We start from the raw sequence: 24,551 nt of genomic DNA on the forward strand, positions 1-24,551 counted from the left end.
GTTCACATGGCCAAGTCAGCAGCCCCCTCCGGAACGAGGGACTTCCTCGCCGACGACCTGCGCCGCCGTAGGGCGGCGTTCGCCACCGTCAGCGACGTCTTCGAGCGCTACGGGTTCGACCCGCTGGAGACCCCCGCCTTCGAGCGGCTGGAGGTGCTGACCGGCAAGTACGGCGAAGAGGCCTCCCAGCTCCTGTTCAAGATCCTGCGTCGCGGGGTCCACGAGGCCTCCGGCAAGCCCGACCTGGCGCTGCGCTACGACCACACGGTTCCTCTGGCCCGGGTCATCGGCACCCACGGGGCGAAGCTTCCCAATCCCTACAAGCGCTACGCCATCGGCCCTGTATGGCGGGCCGACCGCCCGCAGGAGGGGCGGTTCCGGGAGTTCGTCCAGTGCGACATCGACACGGTGGGTTCGGCTTCCCCGTTGGCCGATGCCGAGGTGGTCCTGGCCCTGGCTGAGAGCTTGGACGCTCTGGGTGTGGAGCGGTTCCGCTTCCTCGTCAACAGCCGCGAAGCGCTCCGCGGTCTTCTGGAGGTCTACGGCGTCGCAGAGGAGAACGGTGACGGGGTCCTGGCCACTCTGGACAAGCTCGACAAGGTGGGCGTGGGTGCCGTCGCCAAGGAGCTGGTCGATGAGCGCGGCTTGGACGTGGCGAGTGCCGAACGCCTGGCCGAGGACGTCTCCTCGGACGACCAGGACCTGATCCGGTCCAAGCTCGCCACCAACGAGCGCGGCCAGCGCGGCCTCGACCAGATCGACAGCCTGCTGGAGTTGACCTCCAGCCTGGGCGACCGGGCCGTGTTCGCCCCGCGCATGGTGCGCGGGCTGGACTATTACACCGGTGCGATCTACGAGGTGGAAGCCGAAGGCTTCCCCGGGTCGATCGCGGCGGGTGGACGTTACGACGGTCTGGTCGCCTCGCTGGGCGGCCCGGACATGCCCGCCTGCGGGGGTTCCATCGGTATCGAGCGCATCCTGGCCCTCCAGGACGCCGGCGACGCTCCCGCAGTTGGGCTCGACGTCGCGATGACGGTGTTGGGCGGGCAGGCCGAGCTGATGAAACTGGCGAGCGAACTGCGCGCGCACGGTCTGCGGGTCGGCACCTACCTGGGCTCCTCCGGCAAACTCGGCAAGCAGCTGCAGTGGGCGAACGCTCAGAACGCGCGATACGCGGTGATCTTCGGCCCCGAGGAGCAGGAGTCCGGCGAGGTCACCCTCCGGGACATGGTCTCCGGCAATCAGAACCGCCTCTCCTTGGGGCAGGCCAGCGCCTACCTGCGGGAGCACCTCGAAAGGTGACCGATTGAGCGCACCCACCCCCGAACGCAACGCCCCGGCATCCGTCCGCCTCCAGGCTCAGGCGAGACCGCCGGGACTGCTCGAAGCGGCGGCAGCCAGGCTGGGCACCGGCCTCATCGAGGATCACCTGGTGGTGCGGGGATCTCGCCCGTCGGTAGGGGTTCCGACAACGCGTGGGACTTGGGTGCGTATCAGCTGGCATCCGCCGTCCAGGGTCTTCTCCCGCGAGTTCAGCGGGTTGGAGGCCTCGATGGCCGTGCTCGGCGTCCCCAAACCGTCGTTCATCCAGGCGGTGCACTGGATGAACGACGGCCTCGTCTGCCGTGCCGAGGAGATGACCCTCATACACGAGCCCACGGTCTCCACCGGTTACATCCTGGACAAGGCTCCCAAGCTGACCGAACAGTGGTGGGAGAACCTTTCCGCCGCGCTGGAGTACCTGGCTCGCACGGACACCGACCGTGTCTCCCTTGTCCAGGAGGACATCGACCGCTCCATCCGCGAAGCGTTCGGCATCTCGATCGACACAACTGTCTCTGATTGGGTGATCGGCCACGGGGATCTGCACTGGGCCAACCTCACCGCTCCCCGCCTGTTCCTCCTGGACTGGGACAGCTGGGGCATGATGCCCAGGGGTCTGGACGCTGCGAAACTGTGGGAGTCGGCGTTCCGTGTGCCCGACTTCGCTGAGGAGATCACGGAGCGCCTGGACCCCAGCCTCACGTGTCGAGACGGCAAGCTCAGCCTGCTGTGGGTCTGCGCGAACAGGATCCTCGGGGCCAGACGCCGAGGCAGGGCGACCGATCAGACCGAGCATGCCCACAGGACAGGAGAGTCACTGCTGGCAGAGCTGTCGTGATCACCATGGGCCAAACGCGCGTGATGGTAGCGCTCCGAAGGGAAACATCGTGAAGATCACGCTCTCCCCCATCGCCACCGTCATCGGGGGCCGACCCGAGGTCAGTGACGACTACTGGGGCGGTGTGCGGTCCGTCATCCGCCTCAACGAGGACCTCCCCTTGGACACGTTGAAGGGCCTGGAGGAATTCAGCCACCTCGAAGTCGTGTGGCACTTCAGCAAGGGCTCCGACGCCGATGTGCACCTCGGGGCACGCCACCCGCGCAACAACCCGGACTGGCCGGAGACGGGGACGTTCGTCCACCGCAACCACCGGCGCCCGGCCAGGATCGCGGTCTCCCACCCCCGCCTGCTGAGCGTCGAAGGCCGTGACCTGCACGTGGAGGACCTGGACGCGGTCGACGGCACCCCGGTCTACGACATCGCCCCGTGGTTCGCCGAGTTCGGCCCGCGCGGAGAGGTCAACCAGCCCTCCTGGCCCGGAGAAATGCTCAGCCGGTACTGGGAGAAGCGCTCAGACACGTAGCTGCGGCACCACGGCCGCCATCTGCCCAACAAATCTCTTTTCGGTTCTCAGAGCCCTGCTCACAAGGCATCACCAGCCCTTGCTAGCAGGGCTTTCGTCGTCCTCCACCGACCATGCCTTGGTGGATTCTTTACCTTCTGAGCGGCCTTTGAGTGCGCCGTGAGTCCGGCCTGAGTCCGGCGTGAAAGTGCTCTGAGCAGGGCGTTCGTCAAGGTGCGGGTGTCCGATGACCCGCACTGGCGAAAGGTCTGCTCATGGGCTCGCGCTCACCTCTGCACGTGGTCGAGAACGCCTTCCGGCACCTGGCCCCCACCCACCTGGTGCTGAACGGCGACCAGGTCCACCCCTGGCTCGAACCCCGCCCCTACCCGCTCACCGAGCTGCGCCGCATCCTGCTCACCGACGGCACGCCTTACGAGGTTCGCGACGAGGTCTGGCGGCACACCATCCGCGCCGCCCGCAGGTCCTCGGACTGGATGACCGGTGCCTTGGGCCTGTGCATGCCGGCCTTGCGGGCAGCGGCCTCCCGGGCCGGGCGAGGATTCAGCCCTGCTGACCGGTACGAGGTGGAGTCGGCGGTTGTGGCCGCGACCATCCAGCAGGTCCGGACCATCAACCTCTCGTACTGGCGGCTGGCCTGGTACCTGACCCGGCCCGCGCACCGGGCCGGGCTCTCCGCCCGCAAGCACGAAATGGACGCTCCGACGCCCTACGGAGGAGCACGCAACGAAAGCGACCCCGGCCTCGACACGCGCGGGAACTGCGACTTGGTGCTCATCGCCGCAGTGCGGGGTGGGGTCATCACCGCTTCCGAGGCCGATCTCATCGCCTCCACCCGGTTGGAAGACAACGTGCTCGCCGATGTGGCCCAGCGGTTGGGGGTCTCCTACAAGGCCGCGGCCAAACGGCGTGAGCGCGCTGAGAAGCGTCTGGCCAAAGCCATCCGGTCCGGTGATGTGCAAGCCTCCACGGCTCTGGACACCGAACCGACCGCCTCCTCCCCTGCCGGGGTCGTGGTCCCGCTGCTGTCGAAAGTCGCCGCTCTTCCCGTGTCGCATTCGCGCCTTCGTCCCGCTTCCTGAAAGGCGTCACTGCGAAGAAGGGAGGGGAACGTATGCGTTCACCGGCGCAGAAGGTCTGGTGGGGGCTGGCTCTGGTGGGAGCCGTCGGGTTGCTGGTCACCGGGGATGTCTCGTGGGCCTGGGCACAGACCCGGGAGGGCGCCGAGCAGGAGGCCTCGGCGCTGCTCCAGATCGTGGACCGGGTGCAGCTGATCCTCATCGTGCTCGGCACGGCCCTGGGCACGCTGTTCCTGACGATCGCCGGGGTGCGGTGGATGGTGGCGGGCGGGGAACCGGGTTCGATCGATTCGGCCAAGCGGGCGCTGACCGGGACCGCCATCGGCTACGGCATCGCGGTCCTGGCCAGCACGCTCATGCAGATCCTGGACTGGGTGCTCGCCGCACAGACCGGGGGCGGCCAGTGACCTCGCCCCTGCCCGGTGGGCGGTCGCCCGCGGACCTGGAGATCAGCGACGACCCGCTACCGCCTCCGTCCGACGACCCGCCACCGGAAGAACCCGAACCCGCACCCGAGGCCGAGCCGGAGATCACCGATGACCCGCTGCCACCGCCGGAGGACCCCGAGGGTGGGGAGCCTCCGGTGGTGGAGCCGGAGCCGGTGGAGTTGGAGGTCGACGACGCCGTCTTCGACTGCGACCTGATCGACGCCGGGTGCCACGTCTCGAACTGGTTCGCCGACTTCGCCGTCAGCGGGTTGAACCCCGCGCTGGGGTGGCTGGCGTCCAAGGCGTTCCACACCCCCGTCCCCACCGAGGGCATGCAAGGGCTGCACGCCGGGATCCTGGGCGTGTCCAACACCCTGTTCGTGCTGCTGGTGGTGGCGGGCGGTCTGATCGCGATGGGCCACCAGACCGTACAGATGCGCTACTCGGCCGCCGACATCCTGCCCCGCATCGTGTGGGGGTTCGTCGCGGCGAACGTCTCGCTGTGGATCTCCACCGAGATGATCACCGTCTCCAACCAGGTCTCGGCCGCGATCGGCGCCCAGTCCATCGACCCCCGGGAGGCGGCCGAGAACTTCCGCGACCGGCTCGACGCCCTGGTCGCCGAAGCCCTGATCTTCACCGTGCTGTTGGTGGTGGTCGTGGTGGTGCTGTTCGTGGTGTGGATGATCACCGAGGCGGTGCGCATCTGCATGGCCATCGTCCTGGTCATCGGCGCCCCGATCCTGTTGATCTTCCACGCCCTGCCGCAGACCAACCGGATCGCGGAGATGTGGTGGCGGTGCATGGCGGGCCTGTGCGCCATCCCCGTTGGGCAGGCGGTCGTGTTCATGTCCCTGGCGAAGCTGTTCTTCGAGGGGCAGATGACCTTCGCCGATATCAACCACACCCCCTCCGCCGACGGGGACGAGGTGGGGGACGGCGACTGGTTGATGCAGCTCATGCTGCTGCTGGTGCTGATCTACACCCAGATCCGGATCGGGTCGTGGGTGATGCGCCTGGTGTGGCAGCCCAATCCCGGCACCTCGCCGATCGCGAGCCTGTTGAAGAACATCGCGTGGATGCTCGCCTTCCGCAGCGTCAGCGGCCTGCGCCTACCGCGGACCGCAAGCAATCTGCCCGGTCTGGGGGTGCGCTGGCCCAGACGGACACCGGCCCCGTCGGGCAGGCCGCTGCCGCGCCACACCCCGACCCCGCCGAGCGGGTTGCAGCCGTTGCAGCCGCAGACCTGGTGGTACCGGCCCCGCCACGACCCACCCGACCCGGCCGGGGCGCTCGGCGCGGGCCGCCCGGGGCTGCCCGGCCCCGGCGGGACCACCGGGCCGTGGCCGGCCGGTCCGGGAGCACCTCCCGGTGGCGGCGGCCCCGGCACACCGGGAGGCCCCGGCACATCAGGCGGTCTCGGTCGCCCGTTCGCCCTGCCCGGCCAGCGCCCGCTGCCCTCACCCGGGGCGCCGCGCGGCCTGCCCGGAGTTCCGCCACGTCGTGCTCTGGAGGAGGGACGCATGCCCGGATCACCCAAGACGGGTCAGCAGGTGCTGTTCCCGCGCCCGGCCGCACCGGCCGTGCGGCCGCAACCGGCTCCGCCCACGATGGCTCCGCGGCGGCGGTGGCGGCAGCTGGTGCTGCCCACGCCCCCGCCGGTGCGGGTGCCCGGCAGGCGCGCCCCTGAACGCCTGGGATGGGTCGGGCCCCGTCCCCGGGCGACGGAGGGGCTGCGGCACCTGCCGTCGATGCCCGCCCTGTCCTGGGACAAGCGCCCCCAGGTGAAGGGGCAGATCCCGCTGTTCTCCAGCCCCAGGCGGGTGTGGAAGCAATACGGGCTCTTCCCGCCCCCGAGGCCGGGAGCAAGGCGGGACGACTCGTGACGGCACCACCGATGACAAGGAGGAATGCTCATGGCCTCGGATGAGAAAACGGTGTGGAGGAGCCGTATACCGGCCGACATCGACCGGCCCGAACCGATTCTGTTCGGTCTGACCGCGCGGCAGTGCCTGCTCCTGGCCCCGGCTCTGGCCGGAGCCTGGGGAATCTACCTGCTCCTGCGCGACCACCTCCCGTGGTGGGCGATCGTGGCCGCCCTGGTCCCCGCCCTTGGGGTCGTCATCGCCCTCGCGCTGGGCGAGAAAGGCGGCCAAGGGCTGGAGAAGCTGGTTGCCCAGGCGATGCGGTGGGTTGCTGCCCCCAAACACCTGGTGGCCGCGCCGTCGGGTCAGGTTCCTGCCCGGCCGCGGTGGGCGCCCAGGGTACGGCGAACGCCCCGTATAGAGCCGCTGCGGCTGCCCGCCTCAGCGATCACCCCGGAGGGCGTGATCGACCTGGGTAGGCGGTGCGCGGTGGTCATCGCCTGCACCACCGTCCCCTTCCAGCTCTCCTCCGCGCGCGAACGCGGCCAGGTGCTGGCGGCGTTCGCCGGAGTTCTGGACGCTCTCACCGAACCGGTGCAGCTCGTCGTGCAGCGCCGCACCGCCGACCTCACGGCCCTGGCCGAGATGATCCGCGCGCACGCCGCTCACCTGCCGTACCCGGCCTTGGCCGATGCCGCCGTGGGCCATGCCGAATTCCTGGACGGGCTGGCCGCGACGCATGAGCTGTCCCACCAGCAGGTCCTGGTCGTGGTCACCGCCACCGGGTCCGCCCGACGGGCCAGGGCGGCTCTGGGACGCACGGCCCGAGACACCGCCGGGCGGCTCTCGGCGATCGGGGTGCGCGCCCAGGTGTTGGACGGACAAGACGCCGAGCAGGTGCTGCGCGTGTCGATGGCCTCTCCCGAAGCACCCCTGACCCACGCCCCGGACGCAGGAGACCTGTGGATGGACCCGACCAACGACGCGCACGAACAGGAGCGGTGATGATTCTTCGCAAGCTACGGGAACGTTCGGGCTCTCCCGAGCTGGGCGGTCCGGCGATCCACGTCGGCTCCCGTCACCTGCGGGTGGGCGGCGGAGTGTGTCAGACCCTGTTGGTGATCGGTTATCCGCGCGACGTGAGCGCCGGGTGGGCCGAGCCGCTGTTCTCCTATCCCGGCCAGCTCGACATCTCCTTCCACCTGGACCCGGTACCGGCGCCGACCGCCGCCCAGCAGTTGCGCAGGCGCCGGGCGAGGCTGGAGTCGGCACACCGCACCAGCACCGCACAGGGGCGGGTGGAGGACCCGCACCAGGTGACGGCGGCAATGGACGCCGCCGAGATCGCCGACCGCATCGCCACCGGCCAAGGCAGGTTGTTCCGAGTGGGGGTGTACATCACGGTGCACGCCCCCACCCTGGAGATGCTGGACGGGCACGTTCAGCAGGTGCGGGCCCTGTGCTCCTCCCTGCTCATGGACGTCACCCCCGCCATGTTCCGGGCCGTGGAGGGGTGGATCTCCACACTGCCGCTGGGCACCGACGCGGTGGGGACGGCCCGGTCGATGGACACCGACGCCGTCGCCAGCATGCTGCCGTTCTCCTCCCCCGAGCTGGTCGCGGACCTGGGCGAGACGACGGTGGTCTACGGCATCAACACACACTCCTCCGGCCTGGTGGCCTGGGACCGGTTCTACGGCGACTTGGACAACCACAACTCGGTGATCCTCGCCCGCAGCGGGGCGGGCAAGTCCTACCTGGCGAAGCTGGAGGTGGTGCGGTCGTTGATGGTGGGGGTGGAGGTCACCGTCATCGACCCCGAAGGCGAGTACACGCGGCTGGCCGACGCCGTGGGCGGCACCGTGCTGCGGCTCGGTTCCCCCGGACAGCCGGGGCTGAACCCCTTCTCCCTCCCTCCGGCGACAGAGGATGAGCAGGGGTTCACCACCCGGGCGCTGTTCCTGCACACGCTCATCGGCGCGATGGTCGGCGACCTCTCAACGACCGACAGGACGGTCCTGGACCGGGCCATCGTCACCACCTACGCCCAGGCCGGAATCACCCGTGACCCGGCCACCTGGAACCGGGCCGCGCCCGTGCTCGGGGACCTGGCCGCGGTGCTGGAAGAGCTGGCCACCGCACCGGACACCGAGGAGGGCTTCGCCCGCGCGGCTCAGGACCTGGTCGGACGGCTGGAGCCTTTCACCCAGGGCTCCCACGCCGACCTGTTCAACGGCCCTTCCGACAGCACCGTCGGCGGGCACCTAACCGTGGTCTCGCTGCGGGACCTGCCCGACGAGATGCGCCCGGTCGGGGTCCTGGTGGCTCTGGACGCCATCTGGCGGCATGTCACCACGCGCGCCGAGGCCCGGCCTCGCATGGTCGTGGTGGACGAGGCCTGGCTGCTGCTCCAAGACCCCGCAGCAGCCCGCTACCTGGCGCGCCTGGCCAAAGCGGGCCGCAAACACTGGGTCGGGCTGACCGTCATCACCCAGGACGTCGGCGACGTGCTCGGCAGTGCGCTGGGGAAGGTCGTGATCGCCAACGCGGCCACGCAGATCCTGTTGAAACAGGCTCCGCAGAACCTCGACATGGCCCGGGAGGCGTTCCAGCTCTCCGACGGGGAGTCCCACCTGGTCGGTACCGCGCCGCGAGGCAGCGCGCTGCTGGTCGCCGGCCACCAGCGCGTCGGTTTCCACCCGGTGGCCTCACCGGCCGAGCACCGGCTGATCACCTCCGACCCCGCCGAGCTGGCCGCCCTGCGCGCAGAAGAAGAGGACCCGTACGGCGGTGTCCCGGAACCGCCGGATTCCGAAGCGAAGGCCACCGGCGGGCAGGAGGTGGACGGTTGATGGTGTCGTTCCTGCTCAACGGCGGGTTCTTTCTCGTCCTCGGCATGATCCCGTTGATCGGTGCGCTGGTGTGCGCGGTCGTACTCGGGGTGCGGCTGGCCCGTCATCACCACCTGTCCCGGCAGGCACGGACGGTGGAGATCCTTCCTCCGCCCGAGGCCACCATGGAGGACGCGATCGCGTTCTGGCAGCACGTGATGGGCCTGCTCAAACCCGGTTGGTCCCGATGGCTGCTCCAGCCCCACATCGCCCTGGAGATCCTGGCCTCCACCGCCGGAGTCCGCTTCCAGCTGTGGGTCCCCGGGACGGTACCGCCGGGAACGGTCGAACGCGCCGTCACCTCAGCCTGGCCCGGTGCCACCACCTCCACCCGGCAGGCGGCCCCCGGCTCGTCCTCTCTGCTGCTCGGGGCGTACAGCACGGGTGGTCGTCTCCGGCTGGGGCGGGCGGAGGTGTTCCCGCTGCGCACACGCTTCGACGCCGACCCCTACCGCCCGCTCCTGGGCGCGATGGGGGACCTGGCCGAAGGCGAACACGCGATGGTGCGCATCACCGCCCGGCCGGTCACGGGCCTGCGTGCGGCTCGGGCCCGCCAGGCGGCAGCCCGCCTGCACGGACACACTGCGGCAGCGGCACAGCTCATCGACGCCCTGGACCCCACCCTGACCGGGCATCGCTCCCGTCCGCCCCTGCTGCCGGGGACCGGCGACGATGTGCGCGCGATCCTCAACAAGGCCTCCAGCTCACGCCTGGCCTGCGGGATCACCTACATCCTCACCACCACCCATGCCGGAGAAGAGGCGAAGGAGCGTCTGCGAGGACTGGCGCACGGGGTGGGATCGGCGTTCGCGGCCTTCACCTCCGGCAGCAACCACCTGGATCGCGGGTACATGTTCCGCACCGCCTGGTGGGCGGTGCACCGCTTCCTCGGCCACGGGCTCCTGCTGTCCACCGCCGAGCTGGCCGCCATCGCGCACCTGCCCACCGACATATCCGTTCCCGGGTTGGTCCGCGCCGGGGCCCGTCCGGCCGCACCGACCCCGGCGGTGCCCCGCGGGGGCGAGGGCACCAAGGTGATCGGGGACAGCGATGTCGTGCCCGACCGCCCGGTCGCGGTGGGCGTGGCCGAAGGACGCCAGCACACCCACATCCTCGGCAAAACGGGCTCGGGGAAGTCGACGCTGCTGGCGCGCCTGGTGCTCCAGGACGCCGTGGCGGGTCGGGCCGCCCTGGTCATCGACCCGCGCGGCGACCTGATCACCGACGTCCTGGCCCGTCTGCCCGAAAGCGCCGTCGGCAAGGTGGTGCTGTTCGATCCCGACGACAGCAGCCCTCCGCCCCGGCTCAACTTCCTGGAAGGCGGAGATCCGGATTTCGTGTCCGACACCGTGGTGGGGATCTTCCGCCGCATCTATGACCAGTACTGGGGGCCCAGGACCGACGACATCCTGCGCGCGACCACCCTCACTCTGACCCGGGCCGGTGACCCGAATCTGACCCTGGGGGACATTCCGCGCCTGCTCGCCGACGACGGGATCCGCGCCCAGGTCCTGGCCAAGGTCACCGAGAACACGGGACGGGACCCGGCTCTGGAGGACTTCTGGGGCTGGTACGCGGGGCTGACGGTGTCCGCGCGCAGCTCGGTCACCGGGCCGATCCTGAACAAGCTCCGCAGTGCCCTGCTGCGCAAGTGGGTGCGCCAGGTGGTGGCCTCGGGGGCGTCCACCGTCCACCTCCCCACGCTGTTCGACAGCGGCCACCTGGTGCTGCTCCGGCTGCCGAAGGGGCGACTGGGAGAGGACACCTCAAGCCTCATCGGGTCGTTCGCGCTGGCCGCGACCTGGCAGGCGGTGACCGCTCGCATCCGCACTCCGGAGCACCGGCGCAAGGACCTGTCCGCCTACATCGACGAGGCGCAGAACTTCCTCAACCTGCCCGGCAGTCTGGAGGACATGCTCGCCGAGGCCCGCGGCTACCGGCTCGGCCTCACCCTCGCCCACCAGGAGCTCGGCCAGCTCCCCGGCGATCTGCGCAAGGCGCTGTCCGCGAACGCGCGCACGAAGATCTACTTCTCCGCCTCTCCCGACGACGCCGCCAGTCTCCAGCAGCACACGCTGCCCGTACTGGGGGCCTACGACCTGACCCATCTGGGCGCCTACCAGGCCGTCGTGCGCCCGTTGGTGGGGGCCAAGGAACAGGGGGCGCTGACGGTCCTGACCCGGCCTCTCCCCCCTGGTGTCAAGGGCCGGGCCACGAAGGTGCGAACGGTGGCGCGGCGGCACGGCCCGGGGGCGGCGGCAGGTTCCGATCGTAAGGGGAACGCAGATGACTGAACCCGCCAACTACACCGTCGCCTCCCTGACCACCCGGATCACCCCTCGGGACCTCGCTGTCCTGTGCGGTGTCTATGAGCACCAGACCCTGGACACCCACCAGATCGCCCGGGTGTGCTTTCACGACACGCACCCGCGCCGAGCGCGGCGACGGCTGCTGATCCTGCACCGGTACGGGGTCCTGGACCGGTTCCGGCGGTACACGCCCAAGGGCAAACTTCCCGACTACTGGGTGCTGACACCCCTGGGCGCCGAGCTGGTCTCCTACCACCAGGGCACCGACACCGCGGCTCGGGCGGTCTTCCCCGACCAGGCGGTGCGGCTCATGTACTCCCCGCAGATTCATCATGTGCAGGGGCTGGCGGAGTGCTTCGTGCGTTTCTCGGAAGCGGCCAGGTCGGGGCCCGGTGAGCTGGCTCGGTGGTTCGGTGAGGCGGAGTGCGCACGTCGGTGGGGTCAGTACATCCGCCCGGACGCGTACGTGCGGTGGCGGCAGAACGGCCTGAACCTGCGGGCCTTCGTCGAGTACGACACCGGAAGCGAGTCTCTGGCCACGGTCTGCCGCAAGATGCGGGGTTACCAGGCACTGTCCCACTACACCGAGCGGCCCTCGCTCGTGCTCTTCATCGTCCACTCAGGGCAGCGGGAGACCAATCTCGTGAAAAAGCTGGTGGACGTCGTTTCCGAGGAGGCGAACGCCTATGTCACCACGCACGCCAGGGTGGCCTCGCCCGGACCGGACCAGCGCGTGTGGCGGGCGCCGAGCGCTGCGGACCGGGTGCGGCTCGTCGACCTCATGCCCAAGCTGGGGGAGGCCGAGTGATCCGGCTGGTCGCCGGCGCTCTCGGCGGGTTCTTCCTGTTCCCCGCGGTGTTCATCAGTGCAGTCGTCGGAAGCGGTCAGAGCAGCAGGGTTCCGCTGGAGGTGGACGGCATTCCGCCGATCGTTCTGACCGCGTACGTCCGGGCCGCCCTACGACTCGAAGAGGAGTACAGCGGTTGTCGCGGGATGTCCTGGCCGGTCCTCGCGGGGATCGGTGAGGTCGAGTCCGGGCACGTGGCCGACCGGCAGATATCCCCGGACGGCGAGGTCTCGCCGCCCTTCACCGGGCCGCTGTTGGACGGCTCCGGGGTCGGGGGCAACACCACCCGGCATGCCGACTCGGACGGCGGCCGGTGGGACGGGGAGACCGAGTTCGAGCGGGCGGTGGGGCCGATGCAGTTTCTGCCCGCCACCTGGGCCTCGCACGGGCTGGACGCGTCCGGGGACGGTATCGCGGACCCGCACAACGTCTTCGACGCCGCCTGGAGCGCTGCGGTCTACCTGTGCGTGAGCAACCCGGAGGCCGGAGGGGTCGACTTCACCGATGCCGACGACCTCGAAGCCGCGCTGCTGCGCTACAACCGGAGCGGCTCCTACGTGAGCGATGTGCGGGAGCACATCGAACGCTTCACGGCGTTGGCCGCCAGTGTCCCCACCGAGGTTCCCGTCGGAGCAGCAGGGGGCAGCGGAGAATCGGGCGCCGTGGCGGCGGCGTGGGCGCTACAGCAGGTCGGCAAGCCCTACCTGTGGGGCGGGACCGGGCCGGGGGCGTTCGACTGCTCGGGCCTGGTCATGCGGGCGTGGGAGGCGGCCGGGGTGGCAATCCCCCGAGTGACGACAGACCAGGTGAACGCCGGGACGCGGGTGGGGCTCGGTGAGCTGCGGCCTGGCGATCTGCTGTTCTACGACACCGGAGCGCCCGGGGGTTCTCCGTCGCACGTGACCATGTACGTCGGCGGCGGTCAGATGGTGAACTCCCCGAGAAGCGGACAGGTGATCCGTGTCGAGCCGGTCGACGGCCCGTACTACAGCAGCGTGTTCGTCGCCGCTGTGCGCCCGGGGTGACCGCGAACCGCTTTCAGGCGAAAAACGAAACAGGCCACATATGAAGCCTGAAAGCACGTGATTTCCCTTTTGGGAAATTTCCCAAATTCCGCATTGATCCTTCTCGCGAGAATGGTGCACCATCGCAGTCGGCCCGGCCGCGCCACCGCGCGCGAACGGGAAACGGGGAGGTCCGCCCGCTGGACCACGAAACCTCCACCAACGCCCGATAACGACCAGTTCGACACCGGGAGACGAAGGAGCACCCAAGGGAAGCGCAGCCCCGGACTTCCACATCCGGGGCCAATGACACCCGTGTGCGCCTGGCATCCGAACACCCGGAAGAGAAACCGCCTCGGGCGGCGCTCCAACGCCGCCCGAGGCACGGCCTCCCACCTGAGACAGCAGGAGAGAGAACCATGACCCATCGTACGGGCAGGCACCGCAGGCGACAGCGGCCGCTTTCACACCTCCGACACCTGATCGAGGCAACGTGGAGCGCCTTCTGGAAGACCCCTGCCCCCACCCCCGGACCCGCAGCAGGGAGGGCGGCTTCTGCTTCTCCCGTGCGGCCGCCGGAGTATCGCACCTTCCGCCGCACGGACACCCCGCGACAAGGCCTGCTCTCTGCGGAAACCCGCCAGGGCAGCAGGGCTGAATTCCGTGAGCGCGAGTCGGCGCGCCCCACGCCCCCGACGCAGGAACCGTTCTCCACCGGGGGGTGCGTGGACGACGACGGTATGGCCGCGGTTCGCCCCTACCTCGTCGCGCACGAACAGCGGAAACAGCAGCAGAGCCACACGGGGGACCTCCTCGTCGATGCACCGGGCGGCCTCGCACCGGAACCCCCGGCCGATGACGAGTGGCGGGAGTTGGCGGACCTCATACGCCTGTGGGGAGTCGGGCAACCGGCGTTCGCGTGAGCAATCCCGACCGAGGAGGGACACCGCCGAGCGGTGCCCCTCCTTCGTGTTTTCGGCGTTTTCGCAGGTAGAGCGTGCGACATCTACCAGGCGTGTTATTCTCCACAATTTTCGTCACTCTGAGTATCCACAAACCGATTGTCGGTCACATTGAGTGTGGCTACTGTCACTCTTCGAAAGAGCGGTGCGGAGTCGGTCCTGAGAACGGAATCGGTGGTGGAGTGTGCGCAGCAGGTCTGGAGTGAGTGTGTTCGCCCTGATGGCGGTGCTGGGCACCGGGTGTTCCGCACCCGGCGGGGACACCTCGTCGGCCGAAGTCCCACGCACCCTTCCCAGTGCTCTGCCTTCCCCTTCCCAGCGGCCCGAGGAGGAGCGTGCCGTGGACGCCTACCTCGGCATGATGCGGGCCCTGGTCGACGCCTCCCTGGAAGGGGCCGACGATCACCCCGACCTGGAGCGGTTCGCCGACGGCCAGGCCCTGCAGCTGACCAGGGACATGCTGGCGGGCCACGATTCCGTCGCCACGGGCGAGCCCGTACTGACGCCGCAGGCGGCGGAGGTCGACCTTCGACAAGACCCGCCCCGGGTGGTCGTTGAGGACTGTGTGGACGAGACCGACTGGGTCATGGAGGGCTACGAGTCCACGTCCGCCGGGGAGCGGAGCACACGGCTGTTCGTCGCGACGGTCACCGAGCAGGAGGGTGAGTGGAAGGTCGGCGAGCTGTGGCTCGGTGAGATCGACGGATGCTGAGGACAGGCATCGGTGCCGCACCGACGATCGCGGCCCTTCTCCTGCTGTGCCCGCCGGCATGGGCCGAGGGAGGAAACTTCTCCCACCACACCTCCTGCTCCGCTTCGGGCTGCGACGTGATCGCCCGAGCCCCCGGGGAGCCTCCGAGCAACCCCGGTGGGAGCACTCCACGGGGTGCGGCCACGACGACTGCTCCGCCGCCCTGTGTCATGCCTGATGTCGAGTTCTCCGGCTCTGACGGCAACGCCCTCGCTCCCGCTGGCGGCACGGCCGAGTGCGAGCGGTCCGCGTCCACCCACACGGCACCGGTCTTCGAGCCGCGGGTTCTGGCGGAGCAGGCGCGGGCAAGGCTCGCCCCACCGGTTCCGGACATCGGCACCGCTCCGGCCCCCGGCAAGCCCCGGTTCGTGAACCTGCCGTCCTGGTTGTGGATCGACGCCGCCGACTGGGAGCCGGTGTCGGTGTCGGCGTCGGTGAGCACCGGGGCCGTGACCGTGGTGGCCGCCCCGCACCGTGTGGTGTGGGCGACCGGTGACGGGGGCGAGGTGGTGTGTCCGGGCCCCGGCACCCCCTTCTCCGTTTCCGCGCACCGGCGGAACGGAGCTTCGGACTGCTCGTACACCTACACGTCCGTTCCGCCGACCGGCCCAGGGGTTCCGGTCGACCTGGTGGCGTCGTGGGAGTGGACGGTGTCCTGGTCGGCCTCGGACGGGCAGAGCGGGGAGCTAGCCGATCTGGTCACCGCCTCCTCGGTTCCGGTGTCGGTGGCGGAACTGCACTCGGTGGTCACCGACAGCCGCTGATCCAGCGGATACGACGAAGAACGAGAGGGAGGATGCGCGATGGTCGCGCTCGCTAATCCTAAGCAAAAAGACCGGGAAAATCGGAAATACTCCGAAGGAGGCCAACAGGAGTGGGAGTCCGTGCGGTTGGCCGCCACATCCCGCCGTCGGTGGAAGTGGGGAGCGGCGGCGGTGCTCATGGTCGCCTCCGGGATCGGGTTGGGAGCCTGGGCCGGGTGGGCTGGTGAGGACACCGTCCAGGTCGCCGTGGCGGGGGCCGACCTGCCCGCGGGCCATGTGCTCACCGCCCAGGACGTGACCACGGTGGAGACCGTTCCCGCCGAGGGCCTGCACCTGCTGTCCACCGAGGATGTCACCGGCATGGTGCTGGCGCAGCCGGTCTCCGCCGGGACGCCGCTGGTCGAAGGGGCCCTCGCTGAGGAGGCCGCCTGGCCCGAGCCCGGGAGTTCCCTCGTGGCCGTTCCCGTGGCCACGGTGCCGCGCGGTCTGACCGCAGGCACGACCGTCGACGTGATCCCGTCCGTGCACAGCGATGATTCGGGAGCCCAAGTCATCACCGGGCTGGTGCACCACGTCGCCTCGCACGACGACGGATTCGGTACCGGCGGGCACGTGGTGGAGGTGCTGGTGCCGAGGGATCAAGCCGCAGCCCTGTCCCGGTCCCTGGCCGGTGAAGCGGCCCATGTGGTCCTGGTGAATCGACAGGACGCCCTGACCGGCGAGGAGGAAGCCGAATGATCGTCGCTGTCTGCTCTCTCAGCGGAGCCCCGGGAGTGACGAGCCTGGCCGTGGCTCTGGCCGCGTGCTGGCCCGCGAGCCCGGTGACCGTGCCGGTGATCGTGGAGGCGGACGCCTCCGGGGGCGACATCGCTGCCTGGCACGGTCTGGAGGGCGCGCCGCGGACGGGCCTGGTCGCGCTGGCCGCGGCTTCCCGCACTCCGGCACTCGTCCCACGGGAGGAAACGGTGCAGGGTCCGCTCGATGTCTTCTCCGGCGAGGAGCAGGCGAACCCTGCGCCGGCCCGGTTCGCGGTGGAGGTTCCCGGGGGCCTGCGGGTCGTGGCGGCCCCGGGTGACCCGTTGGAGGCGGGGCACGCGGTGGCCGTGCTGGCGCAGAACCCGGCGCTGCTCGCCTCGGGGCGGGCCACGGTGGTGGATGTGGGCCGGGCCGTACCGGGGTCTGCCGGAGCCGCCCTGCTGCGTCACGCCGATCTCGTCCTGGTGGTGACCGCTCCCGGCGACATTGGGCAGGCGGCCCGCCTGCGGTCCTGCGCCCCGGTCCTGGCCTCGCTCCGCGAGGACGGCACCCGGGTGGGCCTGGTGGTGACCGGGAACTGCCCGCACCCCGACGCCGAGGTGTCGCGGTTCTCCGCCGACCTGCCGGTGTGGGCGCGGATCCCCCATGACCCGGTGGGAGCCGCCCTGGTACGCGGGGAACACCGCCCGCCCGTCCGGTGGCGGGACCGGTGGGCGGCCTGGTCCGCACACCGGCGCGATCCCGACGGCTTGGAGTGGATGCCACTGATCAAGGCGGCCAAGGGCCTGGCCGAGCTGTGCGACGACTTCTCCGGGGTCGGTCTGGACACCCTGGGGCCGGAGCTGGCGAAGGCGGGTGCGGCATGACGGCGACCGTTCCCCACCTGGTGCCCGCGTCCTCCCGGTCCGATGAGCTCCGCGCGCACGCGCTCGTGTTGGCCGCGCAGATCACCGAACGGCTCTCGGCGTTCCCCGAACTGGGCGAGACCCCCGACACGGTCGCGCGCCTGGTGGACGAGGTCCTGGAGGACGAGGCGCAAAAGGCGGTGACCCGGGGCGGCGGCTGGTCCCCCGAGCAGGAGGGCCGCCTGCGCAAGCTCATCACCGACCACGTCCTGGGCTTGGGTGCGGTGGAGGAGCTGCTCACCGAACCGGGGGTGGAGAACATCCACATCACCGGCAGCGAACCGGTGATCGTCGACTTCGGCGCAGGACGCCGTGAGGAGCGGCCTCCGGTGGTCGAGACCGACGACGACCTGGTCGCGCTGGTGCGCCGTGCGGCCGCCCGGGCTCTGGGCGGGGAACGCCGCTTCGACCTGTCCGCCCCGATCCTGTCGATGGAGCTGCCCGGAGGGGAGCGCCTGTCGGCGATCATGCCGGGGATCGCCACCCGTCCCTCGGTGACGATCCGCCTGCACCGCGACGGCTTTCTGCGGCTGGGGGACCTGGCCAGGGCCGGGACCGTCGACCAGGCCGCCCGCGACCTGCTCGTCGCCGCCGTACGGGCCCGGTTGAACATCCTCATCAGCGGAGCCACCAACGCGGGCAAGACCACGCTCCTGCGCGCCCTGCTCGGCACGGTCGACGCCCAGCGCATCATCACCATCGAGGACTCCCTGGAACTGGGGCTGCACCGGCTGGGCACGAACGCGAACGTCATGGCCCTCCAGGGGCGGCCCGCCAACATCGAGGGGGTCGGCGAGGTCAGCCTCGCCGAGCTGGTGCGCGCCGCGCTGCGGATGTGCCCGGACCGGGTGATCGTCGGGGAGACGCGGGGGCCGGAGACCCTGGCCCTGCTCAACGCCATGTCCATGGGCACCGACGGCTCGATGTCGACCATCCACGCCTCCGGGTCCCGCCAGGTGTTCACGAAGCTGGCGGCCTACTGCGCCCAGTCCGCCGAGCGGTTGAACCCCTCGGCGACCGCCGCCCTGGTTGCGTCCGCCCTCCACCTGGTGGTGCACCTGGACACTGCGCCGTCGGGGGACCGTGTGGTCGCGAGCATCCGCCAGGTCGTCGGGGTGGAGGGCGAGCAGGTGATCTCCGACGAGCTGTACCTGCGCGACGCCGACCAGGCGACCGGAGAGGTGGTCTGCCCGCCCAGCGGTGAGGTGGCGCGACGGCTGATGCGGGCCGGGTACGCGGTGCGGGGGTGGGTGTGATGCCGCTCTGGTGGGACTGGGAGACCGGTGTTCTCGCCGTTGGCGGCGGTCTGATCGGGGCGGGTGTCCTCTGCGCGGTGCGCGGCCTGGTCACCGGGGGTTCCTCGACACCTGTTCGGCGGCTTCTCCCTTCGGTCGGGATCTCACGGGAGCTGTGCGTGCGCGTGGCCGCGGCGGCGGCCGCCGGGGTGGTGATCGGGCTGGTGACCGGGTGGCCGGTGGGGGCCGTGCTCGCGGCGGCGGCCGGCTGGTGGTTGCCGTCCCTGCTCGGGGCGGACACCGAAGCCCGGCGGCAGGCCGACCTGGCTGAAGCCCTGGCGACCTGGGCCGAGCAGCTCCGGGACATGCTGACCGGGGCGGCCGGTCTGCACCAGGCCGTGGCCGCGACGGTTCCGGCGGCTCCGGCGGTCATCGGAAAGCAGGTGCGGGCCTTCGAGGCTCGGCTGCGTTCCGGGCAGCCGGTGGAGCGGGCGGCCGCGGAGTTCGCCCACGAGGTGGACTGCGATCTGGCCGACCTGGTGTCGATCACCCTGGCCATGGGCGCTTCGCAGTACGGCGGCGATGTGGCCGGAGCGCTGTCGCGGCTGGCGAAGACGGCGCGGGAGCGGGCCGTCACCGTGGCGCGGGTGTCGGCCTCCCGGGCGCGCGTCCGGTCCTCGGTGCGGATCATCGCCGGGGCGACCCTGCTCATGGTCGTGGGCACGGCCGTGTTCCAACCGGCGGTCCTCGAACCCCTGGGGACGCCGATAGGGCAGCTGGTGCTCGCTCTCACCGGTGCGATCTGGGCCGCCTCGTTCGCGTGGATGGCCCGCCTGGCGGCACCTCCTGCCGTTGTGCGCCCGTTCACCCTGGTGACTGCCGACGGGGGTGGGCGATGAGTGCGGGTCTGCTCGCCGCGGCCGGTGGCCTGGTCGGTGCCGGTCTGTGGATGGCGGCCTACGGGTCGCGACGTCTCAGCCTGGTCGAACGGCTCAGCCCTGTGGTTCCGGCCCACAGGCCGCAGGAGGCCACCAGCGCCGACGCCGGATGGGCGTACCGGTTCGGTGCCCCGGTGCGGCGGGTGCTGGCCCGTGTCGGCCTTCCCGGGCCGGGGATGCGGCGGGCCCTGGCCGCGGCCGACATTCCGGTGGAGGACTACCGGGCGGAGAAGGCAACGGCCATCGGGGCGGCGATCGTGGTCGGCGGTCTGGTCGCCGTTTTCGGCCCTCTCGTCATGCCGTCCGCACCGGTGGGCTGGGGGCTCGCCCTCCTGGTGGGGGCGGGGTGCTTCCTCAGTCCGGATCTGGCGGCCCGTGGCCGGGCGGCCGAGTGCCGCGCCGAGCTTCGGGCCGCCACCGCGGTCCTGGCCGATCTGACGGCGATGGGCCTCGCCTCGGGGCTGGGCCCCGTCGGGGCCCTGAACGGGGCGCTCGACCGCGCGCGGGGCAAGAACCCGCAGCGGATACGCCTGGCCGTCCGGGCCAGCGAGATGCGCCACCAGCCCCAGTGGGAGGGCCTGGCCGGGCTGGGGGCCCAGGCCGGGGTGCGGGAACTGGAAGAGCTGGCGGCCTCGCTGCGGCTGGGCGGCTCCGGGGCGCGTACGCGGGATTCCCTGGCCGCCAAGGCGGCGTCGCTGCGGATCCGGCAGGCGGCCGAGGCGGAGGCCGACGCACATGCGGCGACCGAGCGCATGGCGCTGCCCACCATGGGCCTGGTGGCGGGGTTCCTGGTCCTGGTCTGCTTCATCGCCCTCACCCACGTGATGGCGGGATTCTGAGGAGGAGTCGGTATGGAAGAGCTGGTCTGCCGTGCCCACCGGCGGATACGTACGTGGGTCGCGTCAAGGCAGCATGTGGCCGACGACCGGGGGTCGGCCAGCACCGAGTGGCTGCTCACGATCATGGTGGCAATCGCCATCGCCACGGTCGTCGGAGGCATTCTCGTCACCGAGTTCACCACGGCGGCGGAGTCCATCGACCTGGGCGTGACGCGGTGAGGCCCGTCCAGGGGCCACTGGGACAGCGGTGGAGGCCGGTGGGCGGGGACGATCGCGGAAGCGCCGAGCCCCTGTTCGTCCTCCCCCTGGTCTTCGTGATGGTCCTGGCGGTGGTGCAGGTGGGGCTGTGGGCCCATGCGCAGCACCGCGCCCAGGTCATCGCCGCGCAGGCGCTGGCCGCCGCCCGATCGTTCGACGGGACGGTGCACCAGGCCCGGGAGCAGGCGGCCCGGGCCGAGGAGCAGCTGGGCGGCGGGATTCTCCAGGGCACCGAGGTGGAGGTGGAACGGCGGCCGGAGGCGGCGCAGGTGCGGGTCAGCGGGCGAGCCGTGAGCCTGGTCCCGGGTGTGGGTGTGCCGGTGTCCTCGGAGATCACCGGCCCGGTGGAACGCCTGGTGCCGTGATGCCCTCCTCAGAGTCGAAGCGGGCGGACGACCGGGGCAGTGCCTCGGTGGAACTGCTGTTGCTCGCACCGGTCCTGGTGGCAGCGCTGCTGCTGATGGTCATCGCGGGACGGCAGGTGTCGGCATCACTGATCGTGCAGGAGGCCGCCTACACGGCGGCCCGGACGGCGTCATTGCAGAACAGTGCGGCAGCCGCCCCTGAGGGGGCACGCCGTGCTGCCGCCCGAGAACTCCGGGACCGGGGCGTGGTGTGCGAGCCGTTCTCGACCGCAGTGGACACGTCGGATTTCGCACCGGCGGGCTCGGTGGGGGTGCGGGTGTCCTGCACCGTGACCGTGGTGGACCTCGGCGGGTGGGGTGGAAGCCGAGTGGTCCGGTCCGAGGCGGTCTCGCCGGTGGACCCGCACCGGGAGGCGCTGCCGTGAAGGACCCCCGAACCCGCGGGTGCCGATGGGTCCGCCGGGACGACGGGCACGCCTCGGTGTTCCTCCTGCTGCTCGTTCCCGTGCTCATGGTCGTCTTCGCCCTGGTGTGGGAGGCCGGGCACATGCTCACCGTAAGAACCGAACTGATGGGAGCGGCGCGCGAGGCGGCACGGGCCGCGACCCACCGGCTGGACGAAGGCGAAACGCTCGCCCGGAACGCTCCCGTACTGGACGAGGCCGGAGCCCGGAAGGCGGCGGCCCGGCAGTTGCGGGCGGTGGACGCGGAAGGCCTGGTCACCGTCACCGAGGACGGCGTCACGGTCCTTGCCCGCACCTCGTACACCCCGGTCCTCCTCCCCCTCGGCCCCTGGGAGATCGAGGCCGAAGCGACCGCGACCGTCGTCAGTAACGGGTGAGCCGATCACCCGAAAGCCCGTCATGAACAATCAGGAAGGACGACATGTCGCGCAGCCCGTGGTCGATCGCCGCTGAAGCCCTGGCCACCGTGCTCATGCTGGTAGGGCCTCCCCTGCTGGCGTCCGTTCTGGGCTGGCCCCCGCAGCGGACGGAGATGTCGTGGACATGGCTGATGCAGTACCTGCGCGGCGGAACTCTTCCGTCAGCGGCCGTGATCACCGCTGCGGTCGTGGCCCTGTGGGCGGTGTGGGCCGCGCACCTGGTGATCGTGGTCCTGGACGTCGTCGCCGTGCTGCGCGGCCTGGTCCCGCGCGTGGGACTGATCCGGCTGGTGTGGGTGCTCTCCGCCGGGGGTGCGACCGCTGCCACCACGACGACGGCTTCTTGGGCGGACACCACGACCTTCGTGGCGGGTGAGGAGGAAGCAGGCCCGCAGGAGGCCATGTCCGGCCGGGGCGGGGAACAGGCGGGGGATGAGCGGATCCACCGGGTCCGGACGCTCAGCCACTTCGGGTTCGACTCGGCCGAGCTCACCCCGCAGATGCGGGAGTCGTTGGCCGCCACGGTGGAGATGATCTCCGAGCTCGGCGACCCGGATGCTCCGGTGGTCGTGACCGGCCACACCGACCCCACGGGCGACCCGGTCTACAACCAGGACCTGTCCGAACGGCGGGCGCAGGTGGTGGTCGACCACCTCAAAGAGCGCACCGGTAGGGACGACGTGCGGTTCGAGGTTCAAGGAGCAGGCGAGGACCGCCCGCCCGAGGAGGCAGGTGTCTCCTACGAGAGGTACCGGCGTGTGGAGATCGCCTACACCCTGCGCCCGGCACCCGATCCTGTCTCTGCTCCCTCTGCCGACACGCAGGAGCAGCGCTCTTCGCCCGAGGACCGGGGAGAGACGGTCCAGGTGGAGGTGGTGGCCTCCGAGGAGACGGCCGCCGCGGCCCATCCGGTTCTGATCGGTGCGGCCGCCGGAGCTGCGGGGTTGGGCGTGGGATACGCGGCGGGAAGGCATAAGGGCGCACTGCGGCATCGCCATTCGCCGAGTGGCACCGATGAGAGAGAAGGAAGCATTCCGAGCGCCGGTGACGCGCCCCCTCCTGAGCCCGACGATGATCTGGTGCGCCGTGATCCGGAAGGGGTCGCACGGGGGGTCGTCGACGTGGACGGCTTCGTCCTGGTGGCCGAGGAGACACGTGTCCGGGGCAATGAGGGGGTCGGCTTGACAGGACTTCACGCCGAGGCCGCGCTGCGGGCCATGGTCACCGATCACCTCCCCGGCCCGGTGATCGCGACCGAGTCGGCGCTAACCGCTTTGGGCGGACCGGATGCCGTGCCAACCGGGGTCCAGAAGGTCGAAAGCGCACACGAAGCGCTGATCGAGGTCGACATCCTCATGTTGCACACGGCGCGAGAAGGCTTGAGCGGGGAGAGGTCCACAGAGGCGGTTGAAGGCCGACAAGCCCCGCTGGTCGTATGCACCGACCAGGACTTCACCGCCAGGGAGTCCCCCCGGCCGGCCGGTTCCTCCGGCGGGGTCGTGTGCGTGCTCGGTGGAACCGGGGCCGGTGTCGTCCTGGAATTCCAGAGCCCGGACCGGGTGTCGATGACCGCACCGATTCACCGGGAGATCTCCGATCGGCCACGGCTCTCCGCCCGGGGCACCTCTTCCGGTGAAGAACCGGCCGAGACCGACCTCCCGAAGGGGGACACGGCGGAGGCTGTGAACGGACCGGCCCCGGCACACCCTGGCGGGGAGGCAGAGCAGACTTCGCCGGAACGTGTACAGGTTCGGCTGCTCTCCCCCCATCTCGTATGCGAGGTGGACGGTCAAGCCGTCCAGGGGTTCCGCTCCAGCAGCCTCGCCCTGCTGGCGGTGCTGGCGTTGAAGGGTGGGGTGAAGGGGATCTCCGACCAAGAGCTGCTTGGTTGCCTGGCACCGGATACGGATGTCGAGCGGGCTCGCCGTCTCCGATCCAACGCGGTCACCAGCCTGCGCAACACGGTACGCAAAGCCTTGGATTTGAGTAGCGAAGCGCCTGTCATTGAGAAGGAGGGCGGATTCTACCGACTTCAGGACGGGTTGTTCGACGTCGATGTGCATCGGTTTTGGAAGTTGCGCAAGGAAGCCTCCAAGGAAGAGGATGGCGCGAGCACTCGGGCACTCAAGGAGGCCATAGGGCTCTACAAGTCGGATCTCCTTTCGGACAGCGACGAGGAGTGGCTGGGAAGATACCGGCGCCGCCTGCAAATGGAGTTCTCCGACACCTGCACGAGGCTTATCAAGGGAACCAAGGATGCAGAGGAAAAGGTTTCTCTGATCGATCTTGCCCTGCACGTCGACCCGATGAACGAGGTGCTCCACCGGGAGAAGATGATCCAGTACTCGCAAATGGGACGGAAAGAGATGGTGCACCGCTCCTTCCGAGAAATGAAGGAAATCCTGTCCCACTTCGGAGCCCGGCCTGACGCGATCTCCCAGGATCTCTTCAGGGACCTCACCGGCTGAGGGACCTTGCGAGGCGGCCCGCCCACGCCCGAAAACGGGGCGGGCCTGTGACTCCGCCTGTGACTCCGCTTGTGACTGGGCCCCACCATGGGCCTGTGACTCCGCCCGTGACCTGGCCCATTAGAGCGGCCCACCCTGTTGGCGTTATCAGTGCAGGTCAAAGCCGCCCTGGGTGGGCCCTTCGCTATCCAGACACATACCCAAGTGGGTAGTTCCTCTTCACGTAGGGCGGGCGGCGCCCCCTCCTCCGCGCCCCGACCGGCCGGGCGGTCACCCCTCCTCTCCTGCCGACCTGCTTCCCCCTCCCCCATCCCCAT

The 24,551-nt window shown here is 70.3% G+C and carries 24 protein-coding genes; all 24 read left to right on the forward strand.

All coding sequences use genetic code 11. The annotated features are described in order from the left end of the window. Nucleotides 1-6: 6 nt before the first annotated feature. Nucleotides 7-1,302, forward strand: coding sequence for a histidine--tRNA ligase (gene hisS, locus K1J57_RS07335; protein ID WP_220563705.1), 1,296 nt, complete (start codon nucleotides 7-9; stop codon nucleotides 1,300-1,302). 4 nt (nucleotides 1,303-1,306) lie between these two features. Beyond that, entirely contained in the window at nucleotides 1,307-2,161 is an 855-nt protein-coding gene (locus tag K1J57_RS07340) for a hypothetical protein (protein ID WP_255646879.1), read from the forward strand. Nucleotides 2,162-2,210: 49 nt separating this feature from the next. Further along, nucleotides 2,211-2,687 carry a TrmO family methyltransferase gene (locus K1J57_RS07345; RefSeq protein WP_255646880.1) on the forward strand — a complete coding sequence of 159 codons (477 nt, stop codon included), beginning with the start codon at nucleotides 2,211-2,213 and terminating at the stop codon, nucleotides 2,685-2,687. Between the two features lie 278 nt (nucleotides 2,688-2,965). Next, complete coding sequence (locus K1J57_RS07350; RefSeq protein WP_220563707.1) at nucleotides 2,966-3,769, forward strand: sigma-70 family RNA polymerase sigma factor; 804 nt, start codon at nucleotides 2,966-2,968, stop codon at nucleotides 3,767-3,769. 32 nt (nucleotides 3,770-3,801) lie between these two features. Next, a complete protein-coding gene (locus K1J57_RS07355) occupies nucleotides 3,802-4,173 on the forward strand; it encodes a hypothetical protein (RefSeq protein WP_220563708.1) in 372 nt (123 codons plus the stop codon). Beyond that, nucleotides 4,170-6,080, forward strand: coding sequence for a hypothetical protein (locus tag K1J57_RS07360; RefSeq protein ID WP_220563709.1), 1,911 nt, complete (start codon nucleotides 4,170-4,172; stop codon nucleotides 6,078-6,080). The genes K1J57_RS07355 and K1J57_RS07360 overlap by 4 nt, the downstream gene beginning before the upstream one ends. Nucleotides 6,081-6,110: 30 nt before the next feature. After that, nucleotides 6,111-7,064, forward strand: a complete 954-nt coding sequence (locus tag K1J57_RS07365; RefSeq protein ID WP_220563710.1) for a PrgI family protein — start codon at nucleotides 6,111-6,113, stop codon at nucleotides 7,062-7,064. A 134-nt stretch (nucleotides 7,065-7,198) separates the two neighbouring features. Then, complete coding sequence (locus tag K1J57_RS07370; RefSeq protein ID WP_255646881.1) at nucleotides 7,199-8,911, forward strand: VirB4 family type IV secretion system protein; 1,713 nt, start codon at nucleotides 7,199-7,201, stop codon at nucleotides 8,909-8,911. Then, entirely contained in the window at nucleotides 8,911-11,244 is a 2,334-nt protein-coding gene (locus K1J57_RS07375; RefSeq protein ID WP_220563712.1) for a type IV secretory system conjugative DNA transfer family protein, read from the forward strand. Before K1J57_RS07370 ends, K1J57_RS07375 begins: the two co-directional genes overlap by 1 nt. Then, complete coding sequence (locus tag K1J57_RS07380; RefSeq protein ID WP_220563713.1) at nucleotides 11,237-12,067, forward strand: replication-relaxation family protein; 831 nt, start codon at nucleotides 11,237-11,239, stop codon at nucleotides 12,065-12,067. The genes K1J57_RS07375 and K1J57_RS07380 overlap by 8 nt, the downstream gene beginning before the upstream one ends. Next, complete coding sequence (locus K1J57_RS07385) at nucleotides 12,064-13,131, forward strand: bifunctional lytic transglycosylase/C40 family peptidase (protein ID WP_255646882.1); 1,068 nt, start codon at nucleotides 12,064-12,066, stop codon at nucleotides 13,129-13,131. The genes K1J57_RS07380 and K1J57_RS07385 overlap by 4 nt, the downstream gene beginning before the upstream one ends. A gap of 704 nt (nucleotides 13,132-13,835) precedes the next feature. After that, nucleotides 13,836-14,033, forward strand: coding sequence for a hypothetical protein (locus K1J57_RS07390; protein ID WP_220563714.1), 198 nt, complete (start codon nucleotides 13,836-13,838; stop codon nucleotides 14,031-14,033). Nucleotides 14,034-14,412: 379 nt separating this feature from the next. Next, a complete protein-coding gene (locus tag K1J57_RS07395; RefSeq protein ID WP_220563715.1) occupies nucleotides 14,413-14,784 on the forward strand; it encodes a hypothetical protein in 372 nt (123 codons plus the stop codon). Between the two features lie 209 nt (nucleotides 14,785-14,993). Beyond that, nucleotides 14,994-15,587, forward strand: coding sequence for a hypothetical protein (locus K1J57_RS07400; protein ID WP_220563716.1), 594 nt, complete (start codon nucleotides 14,994-14,996; stop codon nucleotides 15,585-15,587). A 126-nt stretch (nucleotides 15,588-15,713) separates the two neighbouring features. Beyond that, nucleotides 15,714-16,325 carry an SAF domain-containing protein gene (locus tag K1J57_RS07405; RefSeq protein ID WP_220563717.1) on the forward strand — a complete coding sequence of 204 codons (612 nt, stop codon included), beginning with the start codon at nucleotides 15,714-15,716 and terminating at the stop codon, nucleotides 16,323-16,325. Then, the gene (locus tag K1J57_RS07410) at nucleotides 16,322-17,209 is read left to right on the forward strand and encodes a hypothetical protein (protein ID WP_220563718.1); all 888 of its coding nucleotides are present in this window, start codon (nucleotides 16,322-16,324) and stop codon (nucleotides 17,207-17,209) included. The genes K1J57_RS07405 and K1J57_RS07410 overlap by 4 nt, the downstream gene beginning before the upstream one ends. Further along, nucleotides 17,206-18,504: a CpaF family protein gene (locus K1J57_RS07415; protein ID WP_220563719.1), complete on the forward strand. Its 1,299-nt coding sequence runs from the start codon at nucleotides 17,206-17,208 to the stop codon at nucleotides 18,502-18,504. Before K1J57_RS07410 ends, K1J57_RS07415 begins: the two co-directional genes overlap by 4 nt. Then, complete coding sequence (locus tag K1J57_RS07420) at nucleotides 18,504-19,382, forward strand: type II secretion system F family protein (RefSeq protein ID WP_220563720.1); 879 nt, start codon at nucleotides 18,504-18,506, stop codon at nucleotides 19,380-19,382. The genes K1J57_RS07415 and K1J57_RS07420 overlap by 1 nt, the downstream gene beginning before the upstream one ends. After that, nucleotides 19,379-20,260: a hypothetical protein gene (locus K1J57_RS33375; RefSeq protein WP_255646883.1), complete on the forward strand. Its 882-nt coding sequence runs from the start codon at nucleotides 19,379-19,381 to the stop codon at nucleotides 20,258-20,260. The genes K1J57_RS07420 and K1J57_RS33375 overlap by 4 nt, the downstream gene beginning before the upstream one ends. Before the next feature lie 12 nt (nucleotides 20,261-20,272). Then, nucleotides 20,273-20,479: a hypothetical protein gene (locus tag K1J57_RS07430; RefSeq protein ID WP_220565939.1), complete on the forward strand. Its 207-nt coding sequence runs from the start codon at nucleotides 20,273-20,275 to the stop codon at nucleotides 20,477-20,479. A gap of 38 nt (nucleotides 20,480-20,517) precedes the next feature. Continuing rightward, entirely contained in the window at nucleotides 20,518-20,883 is a 366-nt protein-coding gene (locus tag K1J57_RS07435; RefSeq protein WP_220563721.1) for a TadE/TadG family type IV pilus assembly protein, read from the forward strand. Further along, on the forward strand, nucleotides 20,883-21,308 hold the full coding sequence (locus K1J57_RS07440) for a TadE/TadG family type IV pilus assembly protein (RefSeq protein ID WP_255646884.1): 426 nt from the start codon (nucleotides 20,883-20,885) through the stop codon (nucleotides 21,306-21,308). The genes K1J57_RS07435 and K1J57_RS07440 overlap by 1 nt, the downstream gene beginning before the upstream one ends. Further along, nucleotides 21,305-21,724 carry a pilus assembly protein TadG-related protein gene (locus K1J57_RS07445; RefSeq protein WP_255646886.1) on the forward strand — a complete coding sequence of 140 codons (420 nt, stop codon included), beginning with the start codon at nucleotides 21,305-21,307 and terminating at the stop codon, nucleotides 21,722-21,724. The genes K1J57_RS07440 and K1J57_RS07445 overlap by 4 nt, the downstream gene beginning before the upstream one ends. A 44-nt stretch (nucleotides 21,725-21,768) precedes the next feature. Further along, a complete protein-coding gene (locus K1J57_RS07450) occupies nucleotides 21,769-24,234 on the forward strand; it encodes an OmpA family protein (protein ID WP_220563722.1) in 2,466 nt (821 codons plus the stop codon). Nucleotides 24,235-24,551: the final 317 nt, after the last annotated feature.

The sequence above is a fragment of the Nocardiopsis sp. MT53 genome (genome assembly GCF_019598965.1).
Classification (GTDB): domain Bacteria; phylum Actinomycetota; class Actinomycetes; order Streptosporangiales; family Streptosporangiaceae; genus Nocardiopsis; species Nocardiopsis changdeensis.

Coding starts and splice junctions, on each gene's coding strand:
- K1J57_RS07420 (WP_220563720.1), top strand. CDS start 18,504: ATGCCGCTCTGGTGGGACTGGGAGACCGGTGTTCTCGCCGTTGGCGGC.
- hisS (WP_220563705.1), top strand. CDS start 7: ATGGCCAAGTCAGCAGCCCCCTCCGGAACGAGGGACTTCCTCGCCGAC.
- K1J57_RS07400 (WP_220563716.1), top strand. CDS start 14,994: ATGCCTGATGTCGAGTTCTCCGGCTCTGACGGCAACGCCCTCGCTCCC.
- K1J57_RS07415 (WP_220563719.1), top strand. CDS start 17,206: ATGACGGCGACCGTTCCCCACCTGGTGCCCGCGTCCTCCCGGTCCGAT.
- K1J57_RS07365 (WP_220563710.1), top strand. CDS start 6,111: ATGGCCTCGGATGAGAAAACGGTGTGGAGGAGCCGTATACCGGCCGAC.
- K1J57_RS33375 (WP_255646883.1), top strand. CDS start 19,379: ATGAGTGCGGGTCTGCTCGCCGCGGCCGGTGGCCTGGTCGGTGCCGGT.
- K1J57_RS07450 (WP_220563722.1), top strand. CDS start 21,769: ATGTCGCGCAGCCCGTGGTCGATCGCCGCTGAAGCCCTGGCCACCGTG.
- K1J57_RS07380 (WP_220563713.1), top strand. CDS start 11,237: ATGACTGAACCCGCCAACTACACCGTCGCCTCCCTGACCACCCGGATC.
- K1J57_RS07375 (WP_220563712.1), top strand. CDS start 8,911: ATGGTGTCGTTCCTGCTCAACGGCGGGTTCTTTCTCGTCCTCGGCATG.
- K1J57_RS07410 (WP_220563718.1), top strand. CDS start 16,322: ATGATCGTCGCTGTCTGCTCTCTCAGCGGAGCCCCGGGAGTGACGAGC.
- K1J57_RS07440 (WP_255646884.1), top strand. CDS start 20,883: ATGCCCTCCTCAGAGTCGAAGCGGGCGGACGACCGGGGCAGTGCCTCG.
- K1J57_RS07430 (WP_220565939.1), top strand. CDS start 20,273: ATGGAAGAGCTGGTCTGCCGTGCCCACCGGCGGATACGTACGTGGGTC.
- K1J57_RS07355 (WP_220563708.1), top strand. CDS start 3,802: ATGCGTTCACCGGCGCAGAAGGTCTGGTGGGGGCTGGCTCTGGTGGGA.